At 69.6% G+C, this 20312-nt stretch carries 16 protein-coding genes; 6 read left to right on the top strand and 10 right to left on the bottom strand.

Features of this window, described 5'->3' with window-relative positions; genetic code table 11:
• The first annotated feature begins 44 nt into the window (after positions 1–44).
• The 3 genes from CEK68_RS10030 to CEK68_RS10020 all read left to right on the top strand — a co-directional run bounded on the left by CEK68_RS10030 (position 45) and on the right by CEK68_RS10020 (position 6450).
• The gene (locus CEK68_RS10030; RefSeq protein ID WP_152239288.1) at positions 45–2834 is read left to right on the top strand and encodes a bifunctional diguanylate cyclase/phosphodiesterase; all 2790 of its coding nucleotides are present in this window, start codon (positions 45–47) and stop codon (positions 2832–2834) included.
• A gap of 522 nt (positions 2835–3356) precedes the next feature.
• Positions 3357–5114, top strand: a complete 1758-nt coding sequence (locus tag CEK68_RS10025) for an ABC transporter permease subunit (RefSeq protein WP_152239287.1) — start codon at positions 3357–3359, stop codon at positions 5112–5114.
• A gap of 16 nt (positions 5115–5130) precedes the next feature.
• Complete coding sequence (locus CEK68_RS10020) at positions 5131–6450, top strand: nitrate/sulfonate/bicarbonate ABC transporter ATP-binding protein (protein ID WP_010341738.1); 1320 nt, start codon at positions 5131–5133, stop codon at positions 6448–6450.
• Between the two features lie 477 nt (positions 6451–6927).
• Here the strand turns inward: CEK68_RS10020 and CEK68_RS10015 are convergent, their stop codons facing one another.
• From CEK68_RS10015 to CEK68_RS09990, 6 genes are all read right to left on the bottom strand, one after another.
• The gene (locus CEK68_RS10015) at positions 6928–7227 is read right to left on the bottom strand and encodes a hypothetical protein (RefSeq protein ID WP_017908266.1); all 300 of its coding nucleotides are present in this window, start codon (positions 7225–7227) and stop codon (positions 6928–6930) included.
• A gap of 130 nt (positions 7228–7357) precedes the next feature.
• Positions 7358–8548, bottom strand: coding sequence for a methyl-accepting chemotaxis protein (locus CEK68_RS10010; protein WP_017908265.1), 1191 nt, complete (start codon positions 8546–8548; stop codon positions 7358–7360).
• 161 nt (positions 8549–8709) lie between these two features.
• A complete protein-coding gene (gene hflD / locus CEK68_RS10005) occupies positions 8710–9324 on the bottom strand; it encodes a high frequency lysogenization protein HflD (RefSeq protein ID WP_152239286.1) in 615 nt (204 codons plus the stop codon).
• Positions 9321–10463 carry a tRNA 2-thiouridine(34) synthase MnmA gene (mnmA, locus tag CEK68_RS10000; protein ID WP_152182287.1) on the bottom strand — a complete coding sequence of 381 codons (1143 nt, stop codon included), beginning with the start codon at positions 10461–10463 and terminating at the stop codon, positions 9321–9323. The genes hflD and mnmA overlap by 4 nt, the downstream gene beginning before the upstream one ends.
• Positions 10460–10918 (bottom strand): NUDIX hydrolase, encoded by a 459-nt coding sequence (locus CEK68_RS09995; protein WP_152239285.1) that lies wholly within the window; start codon positions 10916–10918, stop codon positions 10460–10462. Before CEK68_RS09995 ends, mnmA begins: the two co-directional genes overlap by 4 nt.
• On the bottom strand, positions 10918–11421 hold the full coding sequence (locus CEK68_RS09990) for a hypothetical protein (RefSeq protein WP_017908261.1): 504 nt from the start codon (positions 11419–11421) through the stop codon (positions 10918–10920). Before CEK68_RS09990 ends, CEK68_RS09995 begins: the two co-directional genes overlap by 1 nt.
• A gap of 76 nt (positions 11422–11497) precedes the next feature.
• Here CEK68_RS09990 and clpS point away from each other — a divergent pair, with 76 nt between their 5' ends.
• Together clpS and clpA are read left to right on the top strand one after the other, a co-directional pair.
• Positions 11498–11818, top strand: a complete 321-nt coding sequence (gene clpS / locus CEK68_RS09985) for an ATP-dependent Clp protease adapter ClpS (RefSeq protein WP_010341728.1) — start codon at positions 11498–11500, stop codon at positions 11816–11818.
• Positions 11819–11941: 123 nt separating this feature from the next.
• Positions 11942–14224 carry an ATP-dependent Clp protease ATP-binding subunit ClpA gene (gene clpA, locus CEK68_RS09980; protein WP_017908259.1) on the top strand — a complete coding sequence of 761 codons (2283 nt, stop codon included), beginning with the start codon at positions 11942–11944 and terminating at the stop codon, positions 14222–14224.
• A gap of 134 nt (positions 14225–14358) precedes the next feature.
• On the opposite strand, the gene infA is transcribed toward clpA, so the two are convergent.
• The 4 genes from infA to trxB form a co-directional block, all read right to left on the bottom strand.
• The gene (infA, locus tag CEK68_RS09975; protein ID WP_004425677.1) at positions 14359–14577 is read right to left on the bottom strand and encodes a translation initiation factor IF-1; all 219 of its coding nucleotides are present in this window, start codon (positions 14575–14577) and stop codon (positions 14359–14361) included.
• A 92-nt stretch (positions 14578–14669) separates the two neighbouring features.
• Positions 14670–15407, bottom strand: a complete 738-nt coding sequence (gene aat, locus CEK68_RS09970; protein WP_152239284.1) for a leucyl/phenylalanyl-tRNA--protein transferase — start codon at positions 15405–15407, stop codon at positions 14670–14672.
• A gap of 22 nt (positions 15408–15429) precedes the next feature.
• The gene (locus CEK68_RS09965; protein ID WP_152239283.1) at positions 15430–16554 is read right to left on the bottom strand and encodes a GNAT family N-acetyltransferase; all 1125 of its coding nucleotides are present in this window, start codon (positions 16552–16554) and stop codon (positions 15430–15432) included.
• A 114-nt stretch (positions 16555–16668) separates the two neighbouring features.
• Positions 16669–17637, bottom strand: coding sequence for a thioredoxin-disulfide reductase (gene trxB, locus CEK68_RS09960; protein WP_010341722.1), 969 nt, complete (start codon positions 17635–17637; stop codon positions 16669–16671).
• A gap of 287 nt (positions 17638–17924) precedes the next feature.
• On the opposite strand from trxB, the gene CEK68_RS09955 reads away from it, so the two are divergent.
• On the top strand, positions 17925–20282 hold the full coding sequence (locus CEK68_RS09955; RefSeq protein WP_152239282.1) for a DNA translocase FtsK: 2358 nt from the start codon (positions 17925–17927) through the stop codon (positions 20280–20282).
• The last annotated feature ends 30 nt before the right edge of the window (positions 20283–20312 follow it).

Raw genomic sequence — 20312 nt, 5'->3', positions numbered from 1 at the left:
CTTCGACCGCTGGCCTTCAGGGCGGCGAAACGGAGCATCTCGGCGTGGATCAAGGCGTCATCGCAAGCTTGCTGCAGCACCCGCTCACCTCGGCGCTCGTCCTGTTGGACGCCGACGGCAGGCCGCTGGCGGCGAACCGGGCAGCGCAGGCACTGGAGCTGCCGCGCACCGTGGAGGCGTACGCCGAGTTGTTGCGTGCGGCCCGCGAGCGCCTGTTCGGCGGCGAGACCATGCTGGCCTGCGCCTTGCCCGGCACCGCCGGGCGACGCCTGGACGGCTGGCTGCGCGCGGTGCGCGACGACAGCGGCGGCCTGCTGGCCTACACCCTCAGCGTGCCCGAACCGGTCGGCAGCGACGGCGCCACCCGCTGGGAGATCGCCCTGGACAGCGCCGAGCACGGGCTGTGGGACTGGGACATCCCCAGCGACACCATCTTCCGCTCCGAGCGCTGGAAGCGGATGCTCGGCTACGCCGGCGATGCCCCGGCCGACGGCCTGAACGCGTTGCTGCCGCTGGTCCACGGCGACGACCAGGAGCGCCTGCGCCAGGCGATCCGCGCGCATTTCGAGGGCCGCACCGAAACCTATATGTGCGAGTTCCGCCTGCGCCGGCAGGACGGGCAGTGGCACTGGATCCTGGACCGCGGCCGCATCGTCGCACGCACCGCCGACGGCAGCCCGCTGCGCATGATCGGCACGCATACCGACATCCACGAGCAGAAGCTGCTCGAGCAGCGCCTGCGCGACCAGCAGACCCTGCTGCGCGAGGCGCAGCGCATGACCCGCATGGGCAGCTGGTCCTGGGATCCGCTGCGCGACCGGGTGTGGTGCTCCCGCGAATTCCTGCGCGTCACCGGGCTGGACGAACAGCAGGCGCCGAGCAGCCGCGGGTGGCTGCGCCTGCTCAGCCGCGATTCGATGGCGCAGCTGATCTCGGTCTGGCGGCGCATGGCCCGCGAGGCCAAGCCGGCCAACTTCGAGGTCGAGCTGGTGTGTGGCAGCGAGTCGCCGCTGCACCTGCGGGTGTGGGCGCAGCCGCAGGTGGAGGCCGACGGCCGCATCCAGCGCGTGCTCGGCCAGGTGCAGAACATCACCGAGCAGCGCCAGACCGACGCCCTGATCCGCTGGCGCACCGAACTGCTCAACCGCGTCTCGGCGCTGGGCAAGATAGGCGGCTGCGAGATCGAGGTCGGCACCCGGCGCATGCAGTGGACCGAGGAGTGCTACCGCATCCATGGCCTGCGCAAGGAGGCCATCGATCTGGATCACGCGCTGGCCTTGTACACCCAGGACTCGCGCGATGCGTTCGAGTCGGCGCTGGTGCGCATCACCGAGGGCGGCCTGCCGGAGCAACTGGACCTGTGCTTCCACCGCCCGTCCGGGCAGCGCATCTGGGTGCAGGTGCTGATCGAGCTGGACGAACGCGACGGCCTGCCGCCGCGCTTCGTGGTGCTGTTCCGCGACATCACCCGCGAACGCGAGGCCAGCGAGCGCATCGAGCTGCTGGCCCACTACGACCTGCTGACCGGCCTGCCGAACCGGCAGCTGCTGCGCGAGCAGGCCGAGAAGGCGATGCACGAGGCGGTGGAGCGCGGCACCACGCTGGCGATGCTGTTCGTCGACCTGGACGGCTTCAAGAGCATCAACGATTCCTTCGGCCACGCCACCGGCGACGCGCTGCTGAAGCTGGCGGCCACCCGCATGCATCAGCAACTGCGCACCAGCGACCTGTTCGGCCGTTTCAGCGGCGACGAGTTCGTGGTGGTGCTGCGCGACCTGGCCGAGCCGGGCGACGCCGGGCACGTGGCGCGCAAGCTGATCGCGGCGCTGGCCGAGCCGCTGCACAGCGGCGAGAACGTGATCAAGATCGGCGCCAGCATCGGCATCGCGCTGATGGAGGAGGCGCGCCAGGACTTCGACGGCCTGCTGCGCGCCGCCGACGCGGCGATGTACGCGGCCAAGGAGTCCGGACGCAACACCTGCCATTACTACAGCCAGGACGTGCTGCTGCGCGCGCAGAGGCGCCTGGAGATCGAGCATGCGCTGCATGGCGCGCTGGACCGCGAGGAGTTTTCGCTGGTGTACCAGCCGCTGGTGCACGCGGCGGGCGAGCGCGCGCCGGCGGTGGAAGCGCTGCTGCGCTGGCACCGCCCCGGCCACGGCCATTGCAACCCGGCCGAGTTCATTCCGATCGCCGAGGAATGCGGCGAGATCGTGCGCCTGGGCGACTGGGTGATCGGCGAGGCCTGCCGCCAGGCCGCGGCCTGGGATGCGGCGGGGCTGAGCTTCGACCGGGTCTCGGTGAACGTTTCGGCGATGCAGTTGCGCGACCGCGGCTTCGCCGAGCGGGTGATCGAGCTGTGCCAGCGCAACGGCTGGTCGCCGAAGCGGCTGGAACTGGAACTCACCGAGTCGGCGCTGATCCGCGACAGCGAATCGCTGCGCCGCTGCTTCGAACTGTTCGAGCAGGAAGGCGTGCTGCTGGCGGTCGACGACTTCGGCACCGGCTTCTCCAACCTGCATTACCTCAATCGCTTCCCGGTGCAGCGCCTGAAGATCGACCGCAGCTTCGTGCAGGACATGCTGCACGACAGCGGCACCGCCAAGGTCACCCAGGCGATCGTGCAGCTCGGCCACGCGCTGGGCATGCAGGTGGTGGCCGAGGGCGTGGAAACGGTGCAGGAAGAGGCCTTGCTGCGCGAGCAGGGCTGCGACGAGATCCAGGGCTATCTGCACTCGCGGCCGCTGCCGCCGCGCGAGCTGGCCGCTTGGTTGCGCGCGCGCCAGCAGGTGGCGCCGGCCACGCACCCGCGGCTGGTGCTGGCTGCGCAGTGAATGTGCGGCGCCGCGTGCGCCGCACGGGCTTGCGGCGACGCAGCAGCTGGCTATACTGCGCGCGCCCATCGTTTTCCGGCCAGAGGCCACCTTCCTTGGACAGTCATCCTAGACCGACGCTGCAGCGACAGAGCTGACAGGACCGCCACGGTCTGGGTCGTCCCAGATGGGTCCCGTCCGCTCAGGACGGGATCGTTCGCCAGCCCCGCGCGGTGCTGGCCTTGATTCCGAGAGTGCGCAAGCCCGATCCGCGAGGACTCCGAGCGTAGCCCCTGGCGTTGCCCATCGTCGGAGCCGCCCATGCGCCTGCCATCGCCATCCTCCCTGAGCCGTCCGTCGTTGCGCGGTTGCGTCGTGTGGCGACGGCGTGCGTGCAGCGCATTGTCTGGGGACACCCGCGCGGCCGGCAGCGGCTGACGCACGCCGTACATCTTCCCCGGTCACACTGGGCGGTCCGCTTCGCGACTCGCGCCAGCGTCCTTTTTCCTGCGGCGTTCGCTGCCGCTCCTGCCGGATCTTCCCATGCTGCCATTCGCCCGCGACCGCTCCGCGCCCGGACAGCTCGCCGCACGCCCCGGCGTACTGCCCAACCTGCACGATCTTGCGGTGTTCGCGCTGCTGCTGGGCCTGGGTGCGTTGCTGCTGCACGGCGCATCCGACATGCGCGCGCCGCTGCCGCCGGCCGGCACCGCCGCGGTGTCGCTGGACCTGTGGCAGCTCCCCGAATACGGCCTGCGCACCACCTTGCGCATGTTCGCGGCGATGGCCGCCTCGCTGGTGTTCACCTTCGTGGTGGCGACCCTGGCCGCCAAGAGCCGGCGCGCCGAGCGGGTGATCGTGCCGGCGCTGGACATCCTGCAGTCGGTGCCGGTGCTGGGCTTCCTCACCTTCACCGTGACCTTCTTCCTGGGCCTGTTCCCCGGCCGGCAGATCGGCGCCGAACTGGCTTCGATCTTCGCCATCTTCACCAGCCAGGCCTGGAACATGGCGTTCTCGTTCTACCAGTCGCTGCGCAACGTGCCGCGCGACCTGGACGAAGTGTCGCGCGGTTTCGGGCTCAGCGCCTGGCAGCGTTTCTGGCGGCTGGAGGCGCCGTACGCCACGCCCTCGCTGATCTGGAACATGATGATGTCCATGTCCGGCGGCTGGTTCTTCGTGGTCGCTTCCGAGGCGATCAGCGTCGGCGACCACACCCTGGAATTGCCCGGCATCGGCTCGTATCTGGCGCTGGCGATCGCGCAGCGCAACTTCGCCGCGGTCGGCTGGGCGGTGGTGGCGATGGCGGTGCTGATCGCCCTGTACGACCAGTTGCTGTTCCGCCCGATCGTGGCCTGGTCGGACAAGTTCCGCGCCGAACTCACCGCCTCGCAGGACAAGCCGCAGTCGTGGCTGTACGACCTGCTGCGGCGCACGCGCCTGGCCAAGCGCCTGGTCGCGCCGCTGGCCTGGGTCTGGCAGCGCGCCATGCTGGTGCGCTGGGCGCCGCGGCAGCAGCCGCAGCCCGTGGCGGCGCCGCGCGCACCGGGCCGCAGCGGGGTGTGGGGCGATCGGCTGTGGAGCGCGGCGCTGGCCCTGGCCGGTGCGGCCGCGGCCTGGTTCGCCTACGACTATGGCCGCCGCCACCTGGGCCTGCACGACCTGGCCGAGGCCTTCGGCGGCGGCCTGGCCACGCTGCTGCGGGTGGTGGTGCTGATCGCCCTGGCCAGCGTGGTGTGGGTGCCGATCGGGGTGTGGATCGGGCTGCGCCCGAAGGTGGCGCAGCGGGTGCAGCCGCTGGCGCAGTTCCTGGCCGCGTTCCCGGCCAACGTGCTGTTCCCGTTCGCGGTGCTGGCCATCGTCAGCACCGGCGCCGATCCCAACATCTGGCTGTCGCCGCTGATGATTCTCGGCACCCAGTGGTACATCCTGTTCAACGTGATCGCCGGCGCCAGCGCGTTTCCCACCGATCTGCGCGAGGCCGCCACCGTCTACCACCTGCGTTCGTGGACCTGGTGGCGGCGGGTGATCCTGCCCGGCATCTTCCCGTACTACATCACCGGTGCGTTGACCGCGTCGGGCGGTTCCTGGAACGCCAGCATCGTGGCCGAACTGGCCAGTTGGGGCCACACCCAGGTGCAGGCCTACGGCCTCGGTGCCTACATCGCCCGCGCCACCGCCGCCGGCGACGGCCCGCGGGTGCTGCTCGGGGTGGCGGTGATGTCGCTGTTCGTGACCCTCTTCAACCGTGCGGTCTGGCGACGTCTGTACGTCTTCGCCGAACGCCGCCTGCGTTTCGACTGATTCCTGGAGACCGACCATGAGCTATTCCGCAAGCGTGCCCGAGCGCGCCCCGCTGGTCCGCGTGCAGGGTGTGCGCAAGACCTACGACAAGGGCGGGGCGACGCCGCTGGTGGTGCTGGAGGACGTCGACCTGACCTTGCATTCGGGGCAGATCGTGGGCCTGCTCGGCCGTTCCGGCTCGGGCAAGTCGACCCTGCTGCGCGCCATCGCCGGGCTGCTGCAGCCCAGCGCCGGCAGCATCGCCTTCCGCGATGCCGCGCCGGGCCAGGTCGCCGACGACATCGCCATGGTGTTCCAGAGCTTCGCCCTGTTTCCGTGGCTGACCGTGCTGCAGAACGTGGAAGTGGGCCTGGAGGCGCGCGGCGTGGCCGCCGACGAGCGCCGCCGGCGCGCCCTGGCGGCGATCGATCTGATCGGCCTGGACGGCTACGAGGGCGCCTACCCGAAGGAACTGTCCGGCGGCATGCGCCAGCGCGTGGGCCTGGCGCGGGCGCTGGTGGTGCGACCGAAGCTGCTGCTGATGGACGAGCCGTTCTCGGCGCTGGACGTGCTGACCGCCGAGACCCTGCGTACCGACCTGCTGGACCTGTGGTCGGAAGGGCGCATGCCGATCGAATCGATCCTGATGGTCACCCACAACATCGAAGAAGCGGTGCTGATGTGCGATCGCATCGTGATCTTCGGCGCCAATCCGGGGCGGGTGATCGGCGAGATCGAAGTGACCCTGCCGCAGCCGCGCAATCGCCTGGCGCCGGCGTTCCGCGCCCTGGTCGACGACATCTATGCGCGCATGACCGCCAGCCCGCAGCGGCCGCAGACCCGCGAGGGCGTGTTCCCGGGCAGCGGCATCGCCATGGTGCTGCCGCGCGTGTCGAGCAACCTGCTGGCCGGCCTGATCGAAGCGGTGGCGGCCGAGCCCTACCACGGTCGTGCCGACCTGCCGCCGCTGGCGGCCGGCCTGCAGCTGGAAGTGGACGAACTGTTCCCGATCGCCGAGACCCTGCAGCTGCTGCGTTTCGCCGTGTTCGAACAGGGCGACCTGCAGCTGACCCCGGCCGGGCAGCGCTTCGCCGAACTCGGGACCGATGCGCGCAAGCAATTGTTCGCCCAGCACCTGGCCACCTACGTGCCGCTGGCCGCGCACATCCGCCGCGTGCTCGACGAACGCCCGGCGCATCACGCGCCGGCGCGCCGCTTCCGCGACGAACTGGAAGACCACATGTCCGAGGCCTACGCGGCGGAGACCGTGCAGGCGGTCACCAGCTGGGCGCGCTACGCCGAGTACTTCGCCTACGACAAGCAGGCGGACCTGTTCTCGCTGGAGAATCCGAGCTGATCGCGGGGATTTCAGGCTGTGCGCAGTTTCGGCTTCAGCCGCGACCCGACGGCCAACATTGCAGGAACGGCGTCAGGCATGACCTTGGCTCGCCGCTCACTGCGCCTTGCAGCAACGATGTCGCGATCTGGTCGGAGTCGTTGTGGGAGGGACTTCAGTCCCGACTGCATGCGGCCGGCCAGGCACGTGTCGCTCGCGTTTCGCGACCGAATGGCATCGCGCATCGCTGCTTGTTGTCGTGGTTCAGTGAAACCAGCCGTCGCCTCGCAAGAGCGGCTTCAGCCGCGACAGGAGCATTTCCGGTATCGCCTTTAGCGGCTGAAGCCGCTCCTGCAGCCGCGAAGAATGCACGGGCTGCCCGGCCTCCTGCAGCAAGCAAAATCGAGAGATTGGGGCCGGGTGACTCTCTAGCGCGGCGCCCCGAGCGCGCTGCCACATCAGGCACCGCGCGATGCCAACGCAACCGCCGCGATCGACTCAATCGCCGTCGTACAGCGGAAAGTGCACCAGCGGCGCCGGCGTGCCGGCAGCGGCGACCGCGCTGCCGTTGAGGCCCATGTCCCAGGCCAGGCCGGCCCAGACCGGGTCGGCGATGCGCGCGTCCTGCTGCGCCGGTGCGCGTGCGATCAGCAACTGCCGCAGTTCGGCCTGGGCCAGCGTTTCCAGCCGTCGCAGGGCGTGGCCGGGCTGGCGCGGTGCGGTCACCGGCCGGATGCCGGGTGCGGCCACCGGCTCGGACGCAGGCACGTGCGCGCCGCTGCTGTCATCGCAGGACATGGCCGCAACTCGGGACAGGGACTGGAGATGCATCGACATCGACGGGGCCGGACGGGAAGGGCAGAGACGACAAGCCCCGGCAGGGGCCGGGGACTCGTCGGTTCATGGCGCGGAGCGCGACAAGGCGGACTTAGAACAACTCGACCGTGCCGGCACCCATGCTCTGCTGCGCCACCGGCTTGTGCGGCGGACGCTCCCACTCGGTGCGCATGTCGCGCAGGCGGTTGCCGACCCGCTGCAGGGCGTCGAGCAGTTCGTGGTCGAACACGCCGCCATTGCGGTGCAGCAGTTCCTGCAGCGCCACGGCCTCGCGGTTGATCGCGGTCAGGCGGTCCAGGTGGGTGTGCACGCCGCCCAGGGCCTGGGTGGCGATGTCCTCGAACTGCAGGGCGCGCACCGCTTCGGCGACGCTGCTGTCGATGGCGCGGCCGCACTCGGAGATCTCGCGCATGCCGTCGCCCAGCGAGTGGTTGATCGCGGCCACGTTGTCCAGCATCGCCGCGGCCTCAGCCCGCGCCTCGCGGGAGCGGTCCATGTCGCGGGAGGCCATGTTCGAGACCGTCTCGCGGACCTTGGCGATGGCGTCCTTGGAGCTGTGCGCCAGCTTGCGGATCTGCTCGTTGAAGGTGGTCGAGCGCTCGGACAGGTTGCGCACCTCGTCGGCCACCACCGCGAAGCCGCGGCCCGCCTCGCCGGCGCGCGCCGCTTCGATCGCCGCGTTCAGCGCCAGCAGATTGGTCTGGTCGGCGATCGACTTGACGTCCTCCAGCAGGGCGAAGATGCCGTCCAGGTGCTGGGACATGTCGTCGATGTAGTGCACCGTGGTGCTGCTCTGACCGCTGACCTGCTCCAGCGCCTCCACCAGCTGCTCCATGCGCTGGCTGGCATGCTGGGCGAAGCGGGCCACGTCCACCCCGGCGCCACCGTCTTCGCCGGCGCGGTCGACGATGCGGGCCAGCGCCACGCTCTGCTGCCGCGACTTGCGGTTCATCGCCTCGAAGCTGCCACCCAGGCCGCTGACCGCCTGGCGGATCAGTTCGCGGGCACGTTCGATCTCCGAGCGCGAGCCCTCGATCTCGTTGCCGACGAAGCTGCGCAGCTCGGTCAGCAGGTGGTCCTGCTCGCGCATGACCTTGGCCTGCTCCGGCGAGCGCCGGCTCTGGCTGTACGCGGTCCAGCCGGCGAAACCGAGCCAGCTCAGCGTCATGGTGGTGAGGATGGCCCAACGGACCGGGGCCGGCCAATCGAAGCCGGCGGCGATGGGGAACAGCAGCGTCAGGGCGAGCGGGGCGGCCAGACGGATCAGGAGGCGTGAGTACATGGAAGTTCTCGGCAGATTCACGATTGCTGTATCGGCCGCCCCCCCCGGGTCTTTAGCAACGCGGTGCGCGGATCATCGAAACCTGCCGACATTCGTACGATCTGCGTCGCAGAACCACCGCGGGCGGCGCGCTGCCGGCCCGGCGCCGGCACCCCGGGGACTCAGCGCAAGGCGCGGTCCACGGTTTCGCGCATGCGCCGCTTGACCAGCAGGAAATCCCACAGGCTGCCGCCCATCTGCCGCCACAGCACCGCCGAACGCACCGCCGCCAGCAGCAGCGCGCGGATCTCCGCCACCACCCCGGCCTGACCCAGGTAATGCGGGTTGCCCTGCACCATCACCCGCGGGCGCAGGTGGCTGATGGTGTCGGCGTAGAGCTGGCCCAACGCCGCGATCACCTCGGGGTGGGTGCTGTCGGCATGGCGCTCCAGCAGCGGCGCGATCCGGGCCAGGCCGGCATCGACCTTGGCGTCGGTCTCGGCATCGCCGGCGAAGCGCCGTTCCAGTTGGATCACCGCCAGCGCCAGCCGCGGCAGCACCTCGTCCTGGCCCTGGTTGCGGAAGTAGTTGTGCAGCAGGCGCAGCCCCGGCGCCAGGTCGGCGCGGCGGCCATAGACCGCTTCGGGGCTGGGCGCGTCGATGCGGAACACGCTGTCGAGCAGGGTGCGCACCAGCGACGCCTCGGACTGGCCGGTCTCGGCGATGCGCCGCACCTGCTGCAGGGCCTGGGCCATGCCCGCCAGCGCCAGCATGCGCGCGTCCATGGAATCGGTCATCGAATCGGGTCCTCGTGTACGGCGGGGGCCTGCTGCGCCAGGCGGCGCTCCAGCGGGGCATCGGTGGTGGCGATCACGGCGCCGCCCAGGCATTCCTCGCCCTGGTACAGCACCAGCGACTGCCCGGGGGTGACGGCGCGCTGCGGGCGCGCGAAGCGGACCGACAGGGTGCCGTCGTCGCCGACCTCGACCGTGCAGGGCTCGTCGGCCTGGCGGTAGCGGGTCTGCGCGGTGCACTCGAAGCGCCGTGCCGGCGGCGCACCGGCGATCCAGTGGGCGGCCTCGGACTGCAGCCCGTTGGCCATCAGGTAGGGGCTGTCGCGGTCCTGGTCGACGTACAGCACGTTGCGGGCGACGTCCTTGCCGACCACGTACCACGGCGCCGCGGCGCGGCCGCGTACCCCGCCGATGTTCAGGCCCTCGCGCTGACCCAGGGTGAAGTAGAACACCCCCGGATGCTCGGCCACGACCTGCTCGTGCGGGTCGCGGATCTCGCCGCGCCGCGCCGGCAGGTAGCGACCGAGAAATTCGCGGAAATCGCGTTCGCCGATGAAGCAGATGCCGGTGGAATCCTTCTTGGCGTGGGTCGGCAGGCCGGCTTCGCGGGCGATGCGGCGCACCTGTTCCTTGGGCAGTTCGCCGACCGGGAACAGGGTCGCGGCCAGTTGCGCCTGGCCCAGCTGGTGCAGGAAGTAGCTCTGGTCCTTGTTGCGGTCCAGCCCGCGCAGCAGCCGCCAGCGGCCGCCGAGGCTGTCCACCCGCGCATAGTGGCCGGTGGCGATGCGCTCGGCGCCGAGCTCGCGCGCCGCGTCCAGGAAATGCTTGAACTTGACCTCGCGGTTGCACAGCACGTCCGGGTTGGGCGTGCGCCCGGCGGCGTATTCGGCCAGGAAGTGCGCGAACACGCCTTGCCAGTACTCCTGCGAAAAGTCGCGGAAATGGAAGGGGATGCCCAGTCGCCCGCACACCGCCACCGCATCGCGGCGGTCGTCGTCGGCACGGCAGTCGCCACTGCCGTCGTCGGCCCAGTTCTGCATGAACAGGCCGGATACCGCCGCGCCCTGCTGGACCAGCTGCCAGGCCGCCACCGACGAATCCACGCCGCCGGAGACCCCGACCATGACCGCTGCGCCGCTCATGCCACCTGCCGCAGCAGATCCAGCGGGTAGCGGCGCCCGGCCAGGAAATCGGCCACCACCTGCCACACCAGCGGGCTGCGCCAGCGCGGCGCTTCGGCCTCCAGTTCGGCCGGGGTCATCCACAGCGCGCGCACGATGCCGGTGTCCAATGGCCGCTGCGCATCGTGCGCGACCGGATCGGCGGCGAAGGCGAAGCGCAGGTAATGGCGGCCGGTGTCGGCCTTCCACTGGTAGGCACCGATGAACGCGGTCGGCTGCACCTGCCAGCCGGTTTCCTCCAGCGTCTCGCGCACCGCGGCCTCGATCAGGCGCTCGTCCGGCTCCAGGTGGCCGGCCGGCTGGTTCAACACCAGCGCCCCGGCGATGGCTTCCTCGACCTGCAGCAGGCGCCCGTCGCGCACCACCACCGTGGCCACGGTCACGTCCGGCTGCCAGGGTTCCGCGGCCGCCGTCATCAGAACAGGTCCTTGCCGCCGTTCAGTTCGGCGTCCATCGCGTCGGCGCCGCGCGCGGCCGCCTCCAGCGCCTCACGCAGCGCCGCATCGTCGGCATCGGCGGGGATCTTGACCACGAACACCGCGGTGCCGCCCTGGCGCACCCAGCCGCCGAGGATGTCCGACTGCGCGTCCTCCAGCAGCCGGTTGGCGACCTTGGCGGGCAGGCTGTCGCCCTGCGCCTGGTAGGCCGGCGACCACACCTCGCGGATGCGGTAGCTGCCGAAGGTCTCCACCGGCGAGCGCACATAGGTCAGCTGCTTGCGCTCCTGCCCGTGGTCGCGCAGGCCGAACAGCACCTGATAGTCGCCGTCCTCGTCCGCCTGTACGTCGTAGCCCAGCGCCTGCAGGCGCTTGCCCAGCGCCGCATCCGGCGTCTCGGCGGCGGCCGGCAGGGCGGCGGCGAGCAGCGCGGCGAGCAGCGGAAGCTTGGGGAACATCGTCGAATGCATGCGGAGCGCCATCGAAAGGAGGGGAATTGTGCGGGCAGGGCCGACGATCGTCCAATCCTGGCCGGCGGCCCCCGTATATAATGGGCGGATGCCCCGCAAGAATTCCCCCGAGCACGATCATGGCGTCATGGTGGAGACCGGCAAGCCGGAAGTCGCCCGCCCGCCCATGTATCAGGTGCTGCTGCTGAACGACGACTACACCCCGATGGACTTCGTGGTGACCGTGCTGCAGCAGTTCTTCTCCCTGGACCTGGAGCGCGCCACCCAGGTGATGCTGCACGTGCATACCCGCGGCCGCGGGGTGTGCGGGGTCTATACCCGCGAGGTGGCTGAATCCAAGGTGGCTCAGGTGAACGAGTTCTCGCGGATGAACCAGCATCCCCTGTTGTGCACGATGGAAAAAGCCTGATAGTGGGAGGCGTCGGTCACCGGTTTGCCCGGACTAACGCGGTGTGAACACACTGATCCGATAGGGTTGTGGAAATTCGCAACTCAAGCCACATATTGTCGGCAACAGACGTCGGAGTACACCATGTTCAGCAAAGATCTCGAGCAGACCATCGGCCAGTGCTACAAGCGCGCCCGGGAAGCCCGTCATGAGTTCATGACGGTGGAGCACCTGCTGTTGGCATTGCTCGACAATCCCTCCGCCCAGGCCGTGCTCAAGGCCTGCGGCGCCGACGTCGACCGCCTGCGCGGCGACCTGGAACAGGCCATCGAAGCCTCGGTGGCGCGCCTGGCCGACGACGATGGCCGCGACACCCAGCCCACCCTGGGCTTCCAGCGGGTGCTGCAGCGGGCCGTCTACCACGTGCAGTCCTCGGGCAAGAAGGAAGTCAGCGGCGCCAACGTGCTGGTGGCGATCTTCGGCGAGAAGGACTCGCACGCGGTGTACTTCCTGAACCAGCAGGACATCACCCGCCTGGACATCGTCAACTACCTGTCCCATGGCATCGCCAAGATGGGTGAGGACGGCGAGCACGCCGCGCCGTCCGACGGCGAGCCCAAGGGCGAGGCGGGCGAGGGCGAGCCCAAGGGCGACGCACTGGCCGAGTACGCCACCAATCTGAACGAGCAGGCCCGCAATGGCCGCATCGACCCGCTGGTGGGCCGCGCCGACGAGATCGAGCGCACCATCCAGGTCCTGTGCCGCCGCCGCAAGAACAACCCGCTGTACGTGGGCGAGGCCGGTGTCGGCAAGACCGCCATCGCCGAGGGCCTGGCCAAGCGCATCGTCGAGGGCACCGTACCCGAGGTGCTGGCCGACGCGGTGATCTTCTCGCTCGACCTGGGCGCGCTGGTCGCCGGCACCAAATACCGCGGCGACTTCGAGAAGCGCCTGAAGGGCGTGCTGACCTCGCTGAAGAAGGTGCCCAACGCGGTGCTGTTCATCGACGAGATCCACACCATCATCGGCGCCGGTTCCGCTTCCGGCGGCACCATGGACGCGTCCAACCTGATCAAGCCGGCGCTGTCTTCGGGCGAGCTGCGCTGCATCGGTTCGACCACGTTCCAGGAATACCGCGGCATCTTCGAGAAGGACCGCGCCCTGGCGCGGCGCTTCCAGAAGATCGACATCGTCGAGCCGACCGTGGGCGAGACCTTCGAGATCCTGCAGGGCCTCAAGCCCAAGTACGAGGCGCACCACGGCGTGACCTACGCCGACGATGCGCTGCAGGCGGCGGTGGACCTGTCGGTCAAGCACATCGGCGACCGGCTGCTGCCGGACAAGGCGATCGACGTGATCGACGAGGCTGGCGCGCGCCAGCGGCTGCTGCCGGAAGGCCAGCGCAAGGAACTGATCGACATCGAGGAGATCGAGACCATCGTCGCCAAGATGGCGCGGATCCCGGCCAAGCAGGTCAGCGCCACCGACAAGGACGTGCTGCAGCACCTGGAGCGCAACCTGAAGATGGTGATCTTCGGCCAGGATCCGGCCATCGAGACGCTGGCCTCGTCGATCAAGCTGGCGCGCTCGGGCCTGGCCAACCCGGAGAAGCCGATCGGCAACTTCCTGTTCGCCGGCCCCACCGGCGTCGGCAAGACCGAGGTCACCAAGCAGCTGGCGCTGCAGCTGGGCATCGAGCTGGTGCGCTTCGACATGTCCGAGTACATGGAGCCGCATTCGATCAGCCGCCTGATCGGCGCGCCCCCGGGCTACGTCGGCTTCGACCAGGGCGGCCTGCTGACCGAGAAGATCGTCAAGACCCCGCACTGCGTGCTGCTGCTGGACGAGGTGGAGAAGGCGCACCCGGACATCTTCAACATCCTGTTGCAGGTCATGGACCGCGGCGTGCTCACCGACACCAACGGGCGCGAGGCCAACTTCAAGAACGTGATCCTGGTGATGACCACCAATGCCGGTGCCACCCAGGCCTCGCGGCGCTCGATCGGCTTCACCCAGCAGGACCACTCCACCGATGCGATGGAGATCATCCGCCGCAGCTTCACCCCGGAGTTCCGCAACCGCCTGGACGCGGTGGTGCAGTTCCAGCCGCTGGCCTTCAGCCACATCCTGCGCGTGGTCGACAAGTTCGTGATCGAGCTGGAGATGCTGCTGCAGGAGAAGCACGTGTCGCTGTCGGCGACCCCGACCGCGCGCGACTGGCTGGCCCAGCACGGCTTCGACCCGCTGATGGGCGCGCGGCCGATGGCGCGCGTGATCCAGGATAAGGTCAAGCGCCCGCTGGCCGACGAACTGCTGTTCGGCAAGCTGGTCAACGGCGGCCGCGTCACCATCGACGTGCGCGACGGCGAGCTGGTGGTCGATACCCAGGCCGAGCCGGAGCGCCTGCTGCCGGCGACGGTGGACTGAGGCCGGACCAGGCGACGGGCACGACGAAAGGCGGCTGCAGAGGCTGCAGCCGCCTGGCGAGGTCACCGTCGTTCCATCGTTGCAGACGCGAAAGGCGGCCAGTGGCCGCCTTCTTCATGTCCGCCCGTGGCGGATTACTTCATGCGGTAGGTGATGCGACCCTTGGTCAGGTCGTACGGGGTCATTTCGACCTTCACCCGGTCGCCGGTCAGGATGCGGATGTAGTTCTTGCGCATGCGGCCGGAGATGTGGGCGATGATTTCGTGCCCGTTTTCCAGCTTGACCCGGAACGTGGTATTGGGCAACGTCTCGCTGACGGTGCCTTCGAATTCGATGGAGTCGTCTTTCGACATGTAATCCTGTGCGATTCGGAACGGCCAAAGGCCTGAAGAGCGAGGATTTTACTCGCCTGGGCCGCGCCATGCAAAGTTTGCGTTAATCCCGCTCAGCCCTGGGCCAGTTCCGCGGCCGCCAGGGTGCCGAAGCGCAGCGTCCACGGCGCGGTCTCGGCAGTCGCCGCCACCAGCGGCGCGATGGTGTCCAGGAACCGCGCACGCGGCCAGCGCTCGGCGCCCAGGCTGAGCAGGTGGTCGTTCTCCACCTGCGCGTCGATCAGCGGCCAGCCCCAGCCGTGCAGGCGCCGCGCCAGTGCCGCCAGCGCGACCTTGGAGCCGCCGCTGCGCGCACTGAACATGCTCTCGCCGAAGAACATGCGCCCGCGCGCCACTCCATAGATGCCGCCGACCAGCTCGTCGCCGTCGAACACTTCCACCGAATGTGCGTGGCCGGCCTGGTGCAGGGCCAGATAGGCGTCGCGCATCGGCGCGGTGATCCAGGTGCCGTCCTGGCCGCGGCGGGGGAGTTGCGCGCAGGCATCGATGACCTGGGCGAAGGCGGTGTCGGCGCGCACGGTCCACGGACAGCGGCGCAGGCTGCGGCGGAAGCGCGAGGACAGGCGTACGCCGTCGCTGCGGAACACGGTGCGCGGGTCCGGACTCCACCACAGGATCGGCTCGCCGTCGGAGTACCAGGGGAAGATGCCCTGGGCGTAGGCCGCGAGCAGGCGCGTCGGCGACAGGTCGCCGCCGACCGCGAGCAGGCCGTCCGGCTCGCGCAGGGCGCTGGACGGCGGCGGGAACGGGGCGGCGGGATCGGCCGCGAGCAGGACAGGGAGACGACGCATCGCCGGCAGCGTAGCCGATGCCTCAGGCGTCGTGGCGGAATGGCGAGTGGCGCTGCAGCGCCGCCGCGTGCTGGCGCACCTCGGCGCGTTCCTGCGCGCACCAGTCGGCCAGCGGCACACGGAAGCCGGGGTCGGCGATCCAGTGGCGGCTGCGCACCAGCCGCGGCAGGAAGCCGCGGGCGATCTTGTGCTGGCCCTGCGCGCCCGGCTCGAAGCGGGTCAGGCCCTCGCGCAGGCAGTACTCGATGCCCTGGTAGTAGCAGGTCTCGAAGTGCAGGCCGGGCAGGGGCTCGCCGCCCCAGTACCGGCCGTACAGGGTGTCGCCGCCGCGCAGGCAGAACGCACCGGCCACCGGCGCGCCGTCATGCATGGCCAGGAAGATCAGCAGGTTGCGCGGCATCATTCGCGCAAGATGCGAGAAGAAGTCCAGGGTCAGCGCCGGCGAATTGCCGTAGTCGTCGAAGGTGCGCAGATAGAAGCCGTACATCGCCTGCAGGTCGGCGGCGCTGGCCTCGTCGCCGTGCAGCACGCGGAAGCCGATGCCGGCGCGCTGCACCTTGGCCCGCTCCTGGCGGATGTTCTTGCGGTGCTTGTGGTCCATCGCGCCCAGGTAATCGTCGAACCCGGTCCAGCCGGCGTCGTTGTGCCACTGGTACTGCACGTCGTTGCGTTCCAGCCAGTCGGTGCCGAACGCGGCGTCCTCATCGGCGCGGTGGAAATTGACGTGGGCCGAGGACAGGCCGGTGCGCTCGGTCAGCGCCTGCATGGCCGCGAGCAGTTCCTGCTGCGCCGCCAGGTCGCGGGCGAGCAGCCGCGGCCCGGTCACCGGCGAGTAGGGCACCGCGCACAGCCACTTTGGGAAGTAGTCCTGGCCGTAGCGCGCATAGGCATGCGCCCAGGCATGGTCGAACACGAATTCGCCGTGCGAGTTGCTTTTGACGTAGCCGGGCGCCGCCGCGACCAGCGTCTCGCCGTCCCACACGGTGAGATGCAGCGGGCTCCAGCCCCAGTCCGGGCGCAGGCAGCCGTGCTGTTCCAGGCCGGCCAGGAAGGCGTGGGCGACGAAGGGGTTGCGACCGTCGTGCAGGGCGTCCCAGTCGGCGGCGGCGACCGTATCGAGCTGGTGCAGCCAGCGGATCCGGCTCATCGCCGGCGCTGCTCGCGGTGGAAGGCGGCGCAGCGGCCGCCGGCGTCATCGGCCGCGCGCGCGGGCGCACGGCCGCTGCCGGCCTGACGCCGGCAGTTCAAGGCGTGCGCGGACTCAGGCACCCTTGTCCAGATAGCGCTCGGCGTCCAGCGCGGCCATGCAGCCGAAGCCGGCCGAGGTGATCGCCTGGCGGTAGTGCTGGTCGGCGACGTCGCCAGCGGCGAACACGCCCGGCACCGAGGTCTCGGTGGCGGCGCCGCCCAGACCGGAGCGGATCTCCAGGTAGCCGTTGTGCATCGCCAGTTGGCCGTCGAACAGCTGGGTGTTCGGGTGATGGCCGATGGCGACGAAGAAGCCGTGCGCCTCCAGGTCGCGGGTGCTGCCGTCCTGCACCGACTTGACGCGCACGCCGGTGACGCCGGCCTCGTTGCCCAGCACCTCGTCCACCTGGTGATGCCAGACGGTCTCGATCTTGCCGGCGGCGACCTTGGCGAACAGCTTGTCCTGCATGATCTTTTCCGCGCGCAGGGTGTCGCGGCGGTGCACCAGATAGACCTTGCGGGCGATGTTGGACAGGTACAGCGCCTCTTCCACGGCGGTGTTGCCGCCGCCGACCACGACCACGTCCTGGTCCTTGTAGAAGAAGCCGTCGCAGGTGGCGCACGCGGACACGCCGCGGCCCTTGAACGCCTCTTCCGAGGGGATGCCCAGGTACTTGGCGGTGGCGCCGGTGGCGATGATCAGTGCGTCGCAGGTGTAGTCGCCGCTGTCGCCGCTGAGCCGGAACGGGCGCTGCGACAGGTCGGCGGTGTGGATGTGGTCGAAGATCACTTCGGTCTCGAAGCGCTCGGCATGCGCCTGCATGCGCGCCATCAGGTCCGGGCCCATCAGGCCGTGCGGGTCGCCGGGCCAGTTGTCGACCTCGGTGGTGGTCATCAGCTGGCCGCCCTGCTGCAGGCCGGTGATCACCACCGGCTTGAGGTTGGCGCGCGCGGCGTAGACCGCGGCGGTCCAGCCGGCCGGGCCGGAACCCAGGATCAGCAGGCGGGAATGCTTGGCGGAATTGGCGGCAGAGGGGCTCATGTATACTCGCGAACAGGGTGAAATGGCGGCGGAAACGCGGCATTGCGCGGGTTCCGGCGAAGGCGCATAGAGTGGCGGCCGGCCTGGAACGAATCAAGCCGCGTGGCGGAAACGCTGCGGCCCGCGGCGACAGACTTCGGGTTTCGCGCGTCGTTGCCCGCCTCGATCGGGCGCTGCCAGCATCGGCCTGCGCAAGTCCGGACGATTCAGGTACCGCCTGCTGAAATGCAAGGGCGAGTCGTTTATTATCAATCACTAACGATGCATTTCTAAGGTCTGGTCATAGCGTGGCGAAGCAGGTTCCGGAACGCGGCAAATCCCAGGGCGCCAATGCGGCGGCACGCAAGCAGGGCGCCGCGCCCAACCCACGCCGGCAGAAGCTGTGGCGCGATCTGGCGCTGATCGCGATCGCGCCGCTGCTGCTGTACCTGCTGGCCAGCCTGGCCACGTACTCGGCGACCGATCCGGGCTGGTCGCATACCGGCAGCGTGGTCGCGCCGGTGCACAACATGGGCGGCAAGTTCGGCGCCTGGATCGCCGACGTGCTGCTGCAACTGTTCGGCTACGTGGCCTTCCTGCTGCCGGTGGTGATCGGCGCGATCTCCTGGATCGCGCTGTTCGGCATGGACCAGGACGGCGATGGCGAGGCCGACCTCGGCCCGGCGCTGCGCCTGGTCGGCATCGTCGGCTTCCTGATCGCCGCCACCGGGCTGCTGCACCTGCGCCTGTTCGCCGGCGACGTGGCCGGGGCTGGCGGCATTCTCGGCAAGCTGGTCGGCAATTCGCTGGGCGCCGGCTTCGGCGCGCTCGGCGCCAATCTGTTCGTGCTGGTATTGCTGCTGGTGTCGGTGACCCTGGCCACCGGGCTGTCCTGGTTCGCGGTGATGGAGCGCATCGGCAAGGCGGTGATGACCCTGCCGGCGCTGGCCCGGCGCGGCACCCAGCAGGCCAACAAATGGCAGCAGACCCGCGCCATGCGCGAGGAACGCGAGGAAGTGCGCAAGGTCGACGCGGTGCAGCGCGCCAAGCGCGAGCCGGTCAAGATCGAGCCGCCGCCGGCGCCGGTGGTGGAGAAGAGCGAGCGCGCCAAGCGCGAGCAGCAGATCCCGCTGTTCCACGGTACCGGCAGCGACCCGTCCGGGGTGCCGCCGCTGGCCCTGCTGGACGACCCCAAGCCGCAGGCCAAGGGCTATTCCGAGGAGACCCTGGAAACCCTGTCGCGGCAGATCGAGTTCAAGCTCAAGGATTTCCGCATCGATGCGCAGGTGGTCGGGGCCTATCCGGGCCCGGTCATCACCCGCTTCGAGATCGAGCCGGCGCCGGGCATCAAGGTCAGCCAGATCAGTTCGCTGGACAAGGACATTGCCCGCGGCCTGTCGGTGAAGTCGGTGCGCGTGGTCGACGTGATCCCGGGCAAGTCGGTGATCGGCCTGGAGATCCCCAACGTCAGCCGCGAGATGATCTATCTCAGCGAGCTGCTGCGCTCCAAGGAATACGACAAGTCGGCCAGTCCGCTGACCCTGGCCCTGGGCAAGGACATCGCCGGGCGTCCGACCGTGGCCGACCTGGCGCGCATGCCGCACCTGCTGGTCGCCGGTACCACCGGCTCGGGCAAGTCGGTGGCGGTCAACGCCATGGTGCTGAGCCTGCTGTACAAGGCCTCGGCCAAGGACCTGCGGATGCTGATGATCGACCCGAAGATGCTCGAACTGAGCGTCTACCAGGGCATCCCGCATCTGCTGGCGCCGGTGGTCACCGACATGAAGGAGGCCGCCAACGGCCTGCGCTGGTGCGTGGCCGAGATGGAGCGCCGCTACAAGCTGATGAGCGCGGTCGGCGTGCGCAACCTGGCCGGCTTCAACAAGAAGGTCAAGGATGCGCAGGACGCCGGGCAGCCGCTGATGGACCCGCTGTTCAAGCCCAACCCGGACCTGGCCGAGGCGCCGCGGCCGTTGGACACGCTGCCGTTCATCGTCATCTTCATCGATGAATTCGCCGACATGATGATGATCGTCGGCAAGAAGGTCGAAGAGCTGATCGCGCGCCTGGCGCAGAAGGCCCGCGCCGCCGGCATTCACCTGATCCTGGCCACCCAGCGCCCGTCGGTGGACGTGATCACCGGCCTGATCAAGGCCAATATCCCGACCCGCATCGCCTTCCAGGTCAGCTCCAAGATCGACTCGCGCACCATCCTCGACCAGTCCGGCGCCGAGACCCTGCTGGGCCACGGCGACATGCTGTACCTGCCGCCGGGCACGGCGATGCCGGACCGCGTGCACGGCGCCTTCGTCAGCGACGAGGAAGTGCACCGGGTGGTCGAGCACCTCAAGGCCAGCGGCCCGGCCGACTACATCGAGGGCGTGCTGGACGAAGTGCAGACCATGGGCGACGGTACCGTGATCGGCGCCACCGGCCTGCCCGAAGCCGGCGGCGGTGGCGGCGACGAATCCGATCCGCTGTACGACGAGGCCCTGCGCATCGTCACCGAGACCCGCCGCGCCTCGATCTCTGGCGTGCAGCGGCGGCTGAAGATCGGCTACAACCGCGCCGCGCGGCTGATCGAGGCGATGGAAGCCGCCGGCGTGGTCAGCCCGCCCGAACACAACGGCGACCGCAGCGTGCTGGCGCCGCCGCCGCCGAAGTGAGGCACACCGCGCCGTTCGCCGGCCGTGGCC

The organism is Xanthomonas sp. LMG 12461, from assembly GCF_009192935.1.
Lineage (GTDB): Bacteria > Pseudomonadota > Gammaproteobacteria > Xanthomonadales > Xanthomonadaceae > Xanthomonas_A > Xanthomonas_A sontii.
Note: the sequence above shows the minus strand (reverse complement) of the source record. Positions and strands in the feature narration are given on the sequence as shown.

Coding starts and splice junctions, on each gene's coding strand:
- CEK68_RS10025 (WP_152239287.1), top strand. CDS start 3,357: ATGCTGCCATTCGCCCGCGACCGCTCCGCGCCCGGACAGCTCGCCGCA.
- CEK68_RS10020 (WP_010341738.1), top strand. CDS start 5,131: ATGAGCTATTCCGCAAGCGTGCCCGAGCGCGCCCCGCTGGTCCGCGTG.
- CEK68_RS10015 (WP_017908266.1), bottom strand. CDS start 7,227: ATGTCCTGCGATGACAGCAGCGGCGCGCACGTGCCTGCGTCCGAGCCG.
- CEK68_RS10010 (WP_017908265.1), bottom strand. CDS start 8,548: ATGTACTCACGCCTCCTGATCCGTCTGGCCGCCCCGCTCGCCCTGACG.
- hflD (WP_152239286.1), bottom strand. CDS start 9,324: ATGACCGATTCCATGGACGCGCGCATGCTGGCGCTGGCGGGCATGGCC.
- mnmA (WP_152182287.1), bottom strand. CDS start 10,463: ATGAGCGGCGCAGCGGTCATGGTCGGGGTCTCCGGCGGCGTGGATTCG.
- CEK68_RS09995 (WP_152239285.1), bottom strand. CDS start 10,918: ATGACGGCGGCCGCGGAACCCTGGCAGCCGGACGTGACCGTGGCCACG.
- CEK68_RS09990 (WP_017908261.1), bottom strand. CDS start 11,421: ATGGCGCTCCGCATGCATTCGACGATGTTCCCCAAGCTTCCGCTGCTC.
- clpS (WP_010341728.1), top strand. CDS start 11,498: ATGCCCCGCAAGAATTCCCCCGAGCACGATCATGGCGTCATGGTGGAG.
- clpA (WP_017908259.1), top strand. CDS start 11,942: ATGTTCAGCAAAGATCTCGAGCAGACCATCGGCCAGTGCTACAAGCGC.
- infA (WP_004425677.1), bottom strand. CDS start 14,577: ATGTCGAAAGACGACTCCATCGAATTCGAAGGCACCGTCAGCGAGACG.
- aat (WP_152239284.1), bottom strand. CDS start 15,407: ATGCGTCGTCTCCCTGTCCTGCTCGCGGCCGATCCCGCCGCCCCGTTC.
- CEK68_RS09965 (WP_152239283.1), bottom strand. CDS start 16,554: ATGAGCCGGATCCGCTGGCTGCACCAGCTCGATACGGTCGCCGCCGCC.
- trxB (WP_010341722.1), bottom strand. CDS start 17,637: ATGAGCCCCTCTGCCGCCAATTCCGCCAAGCATTCCCGCCTGCTGATC.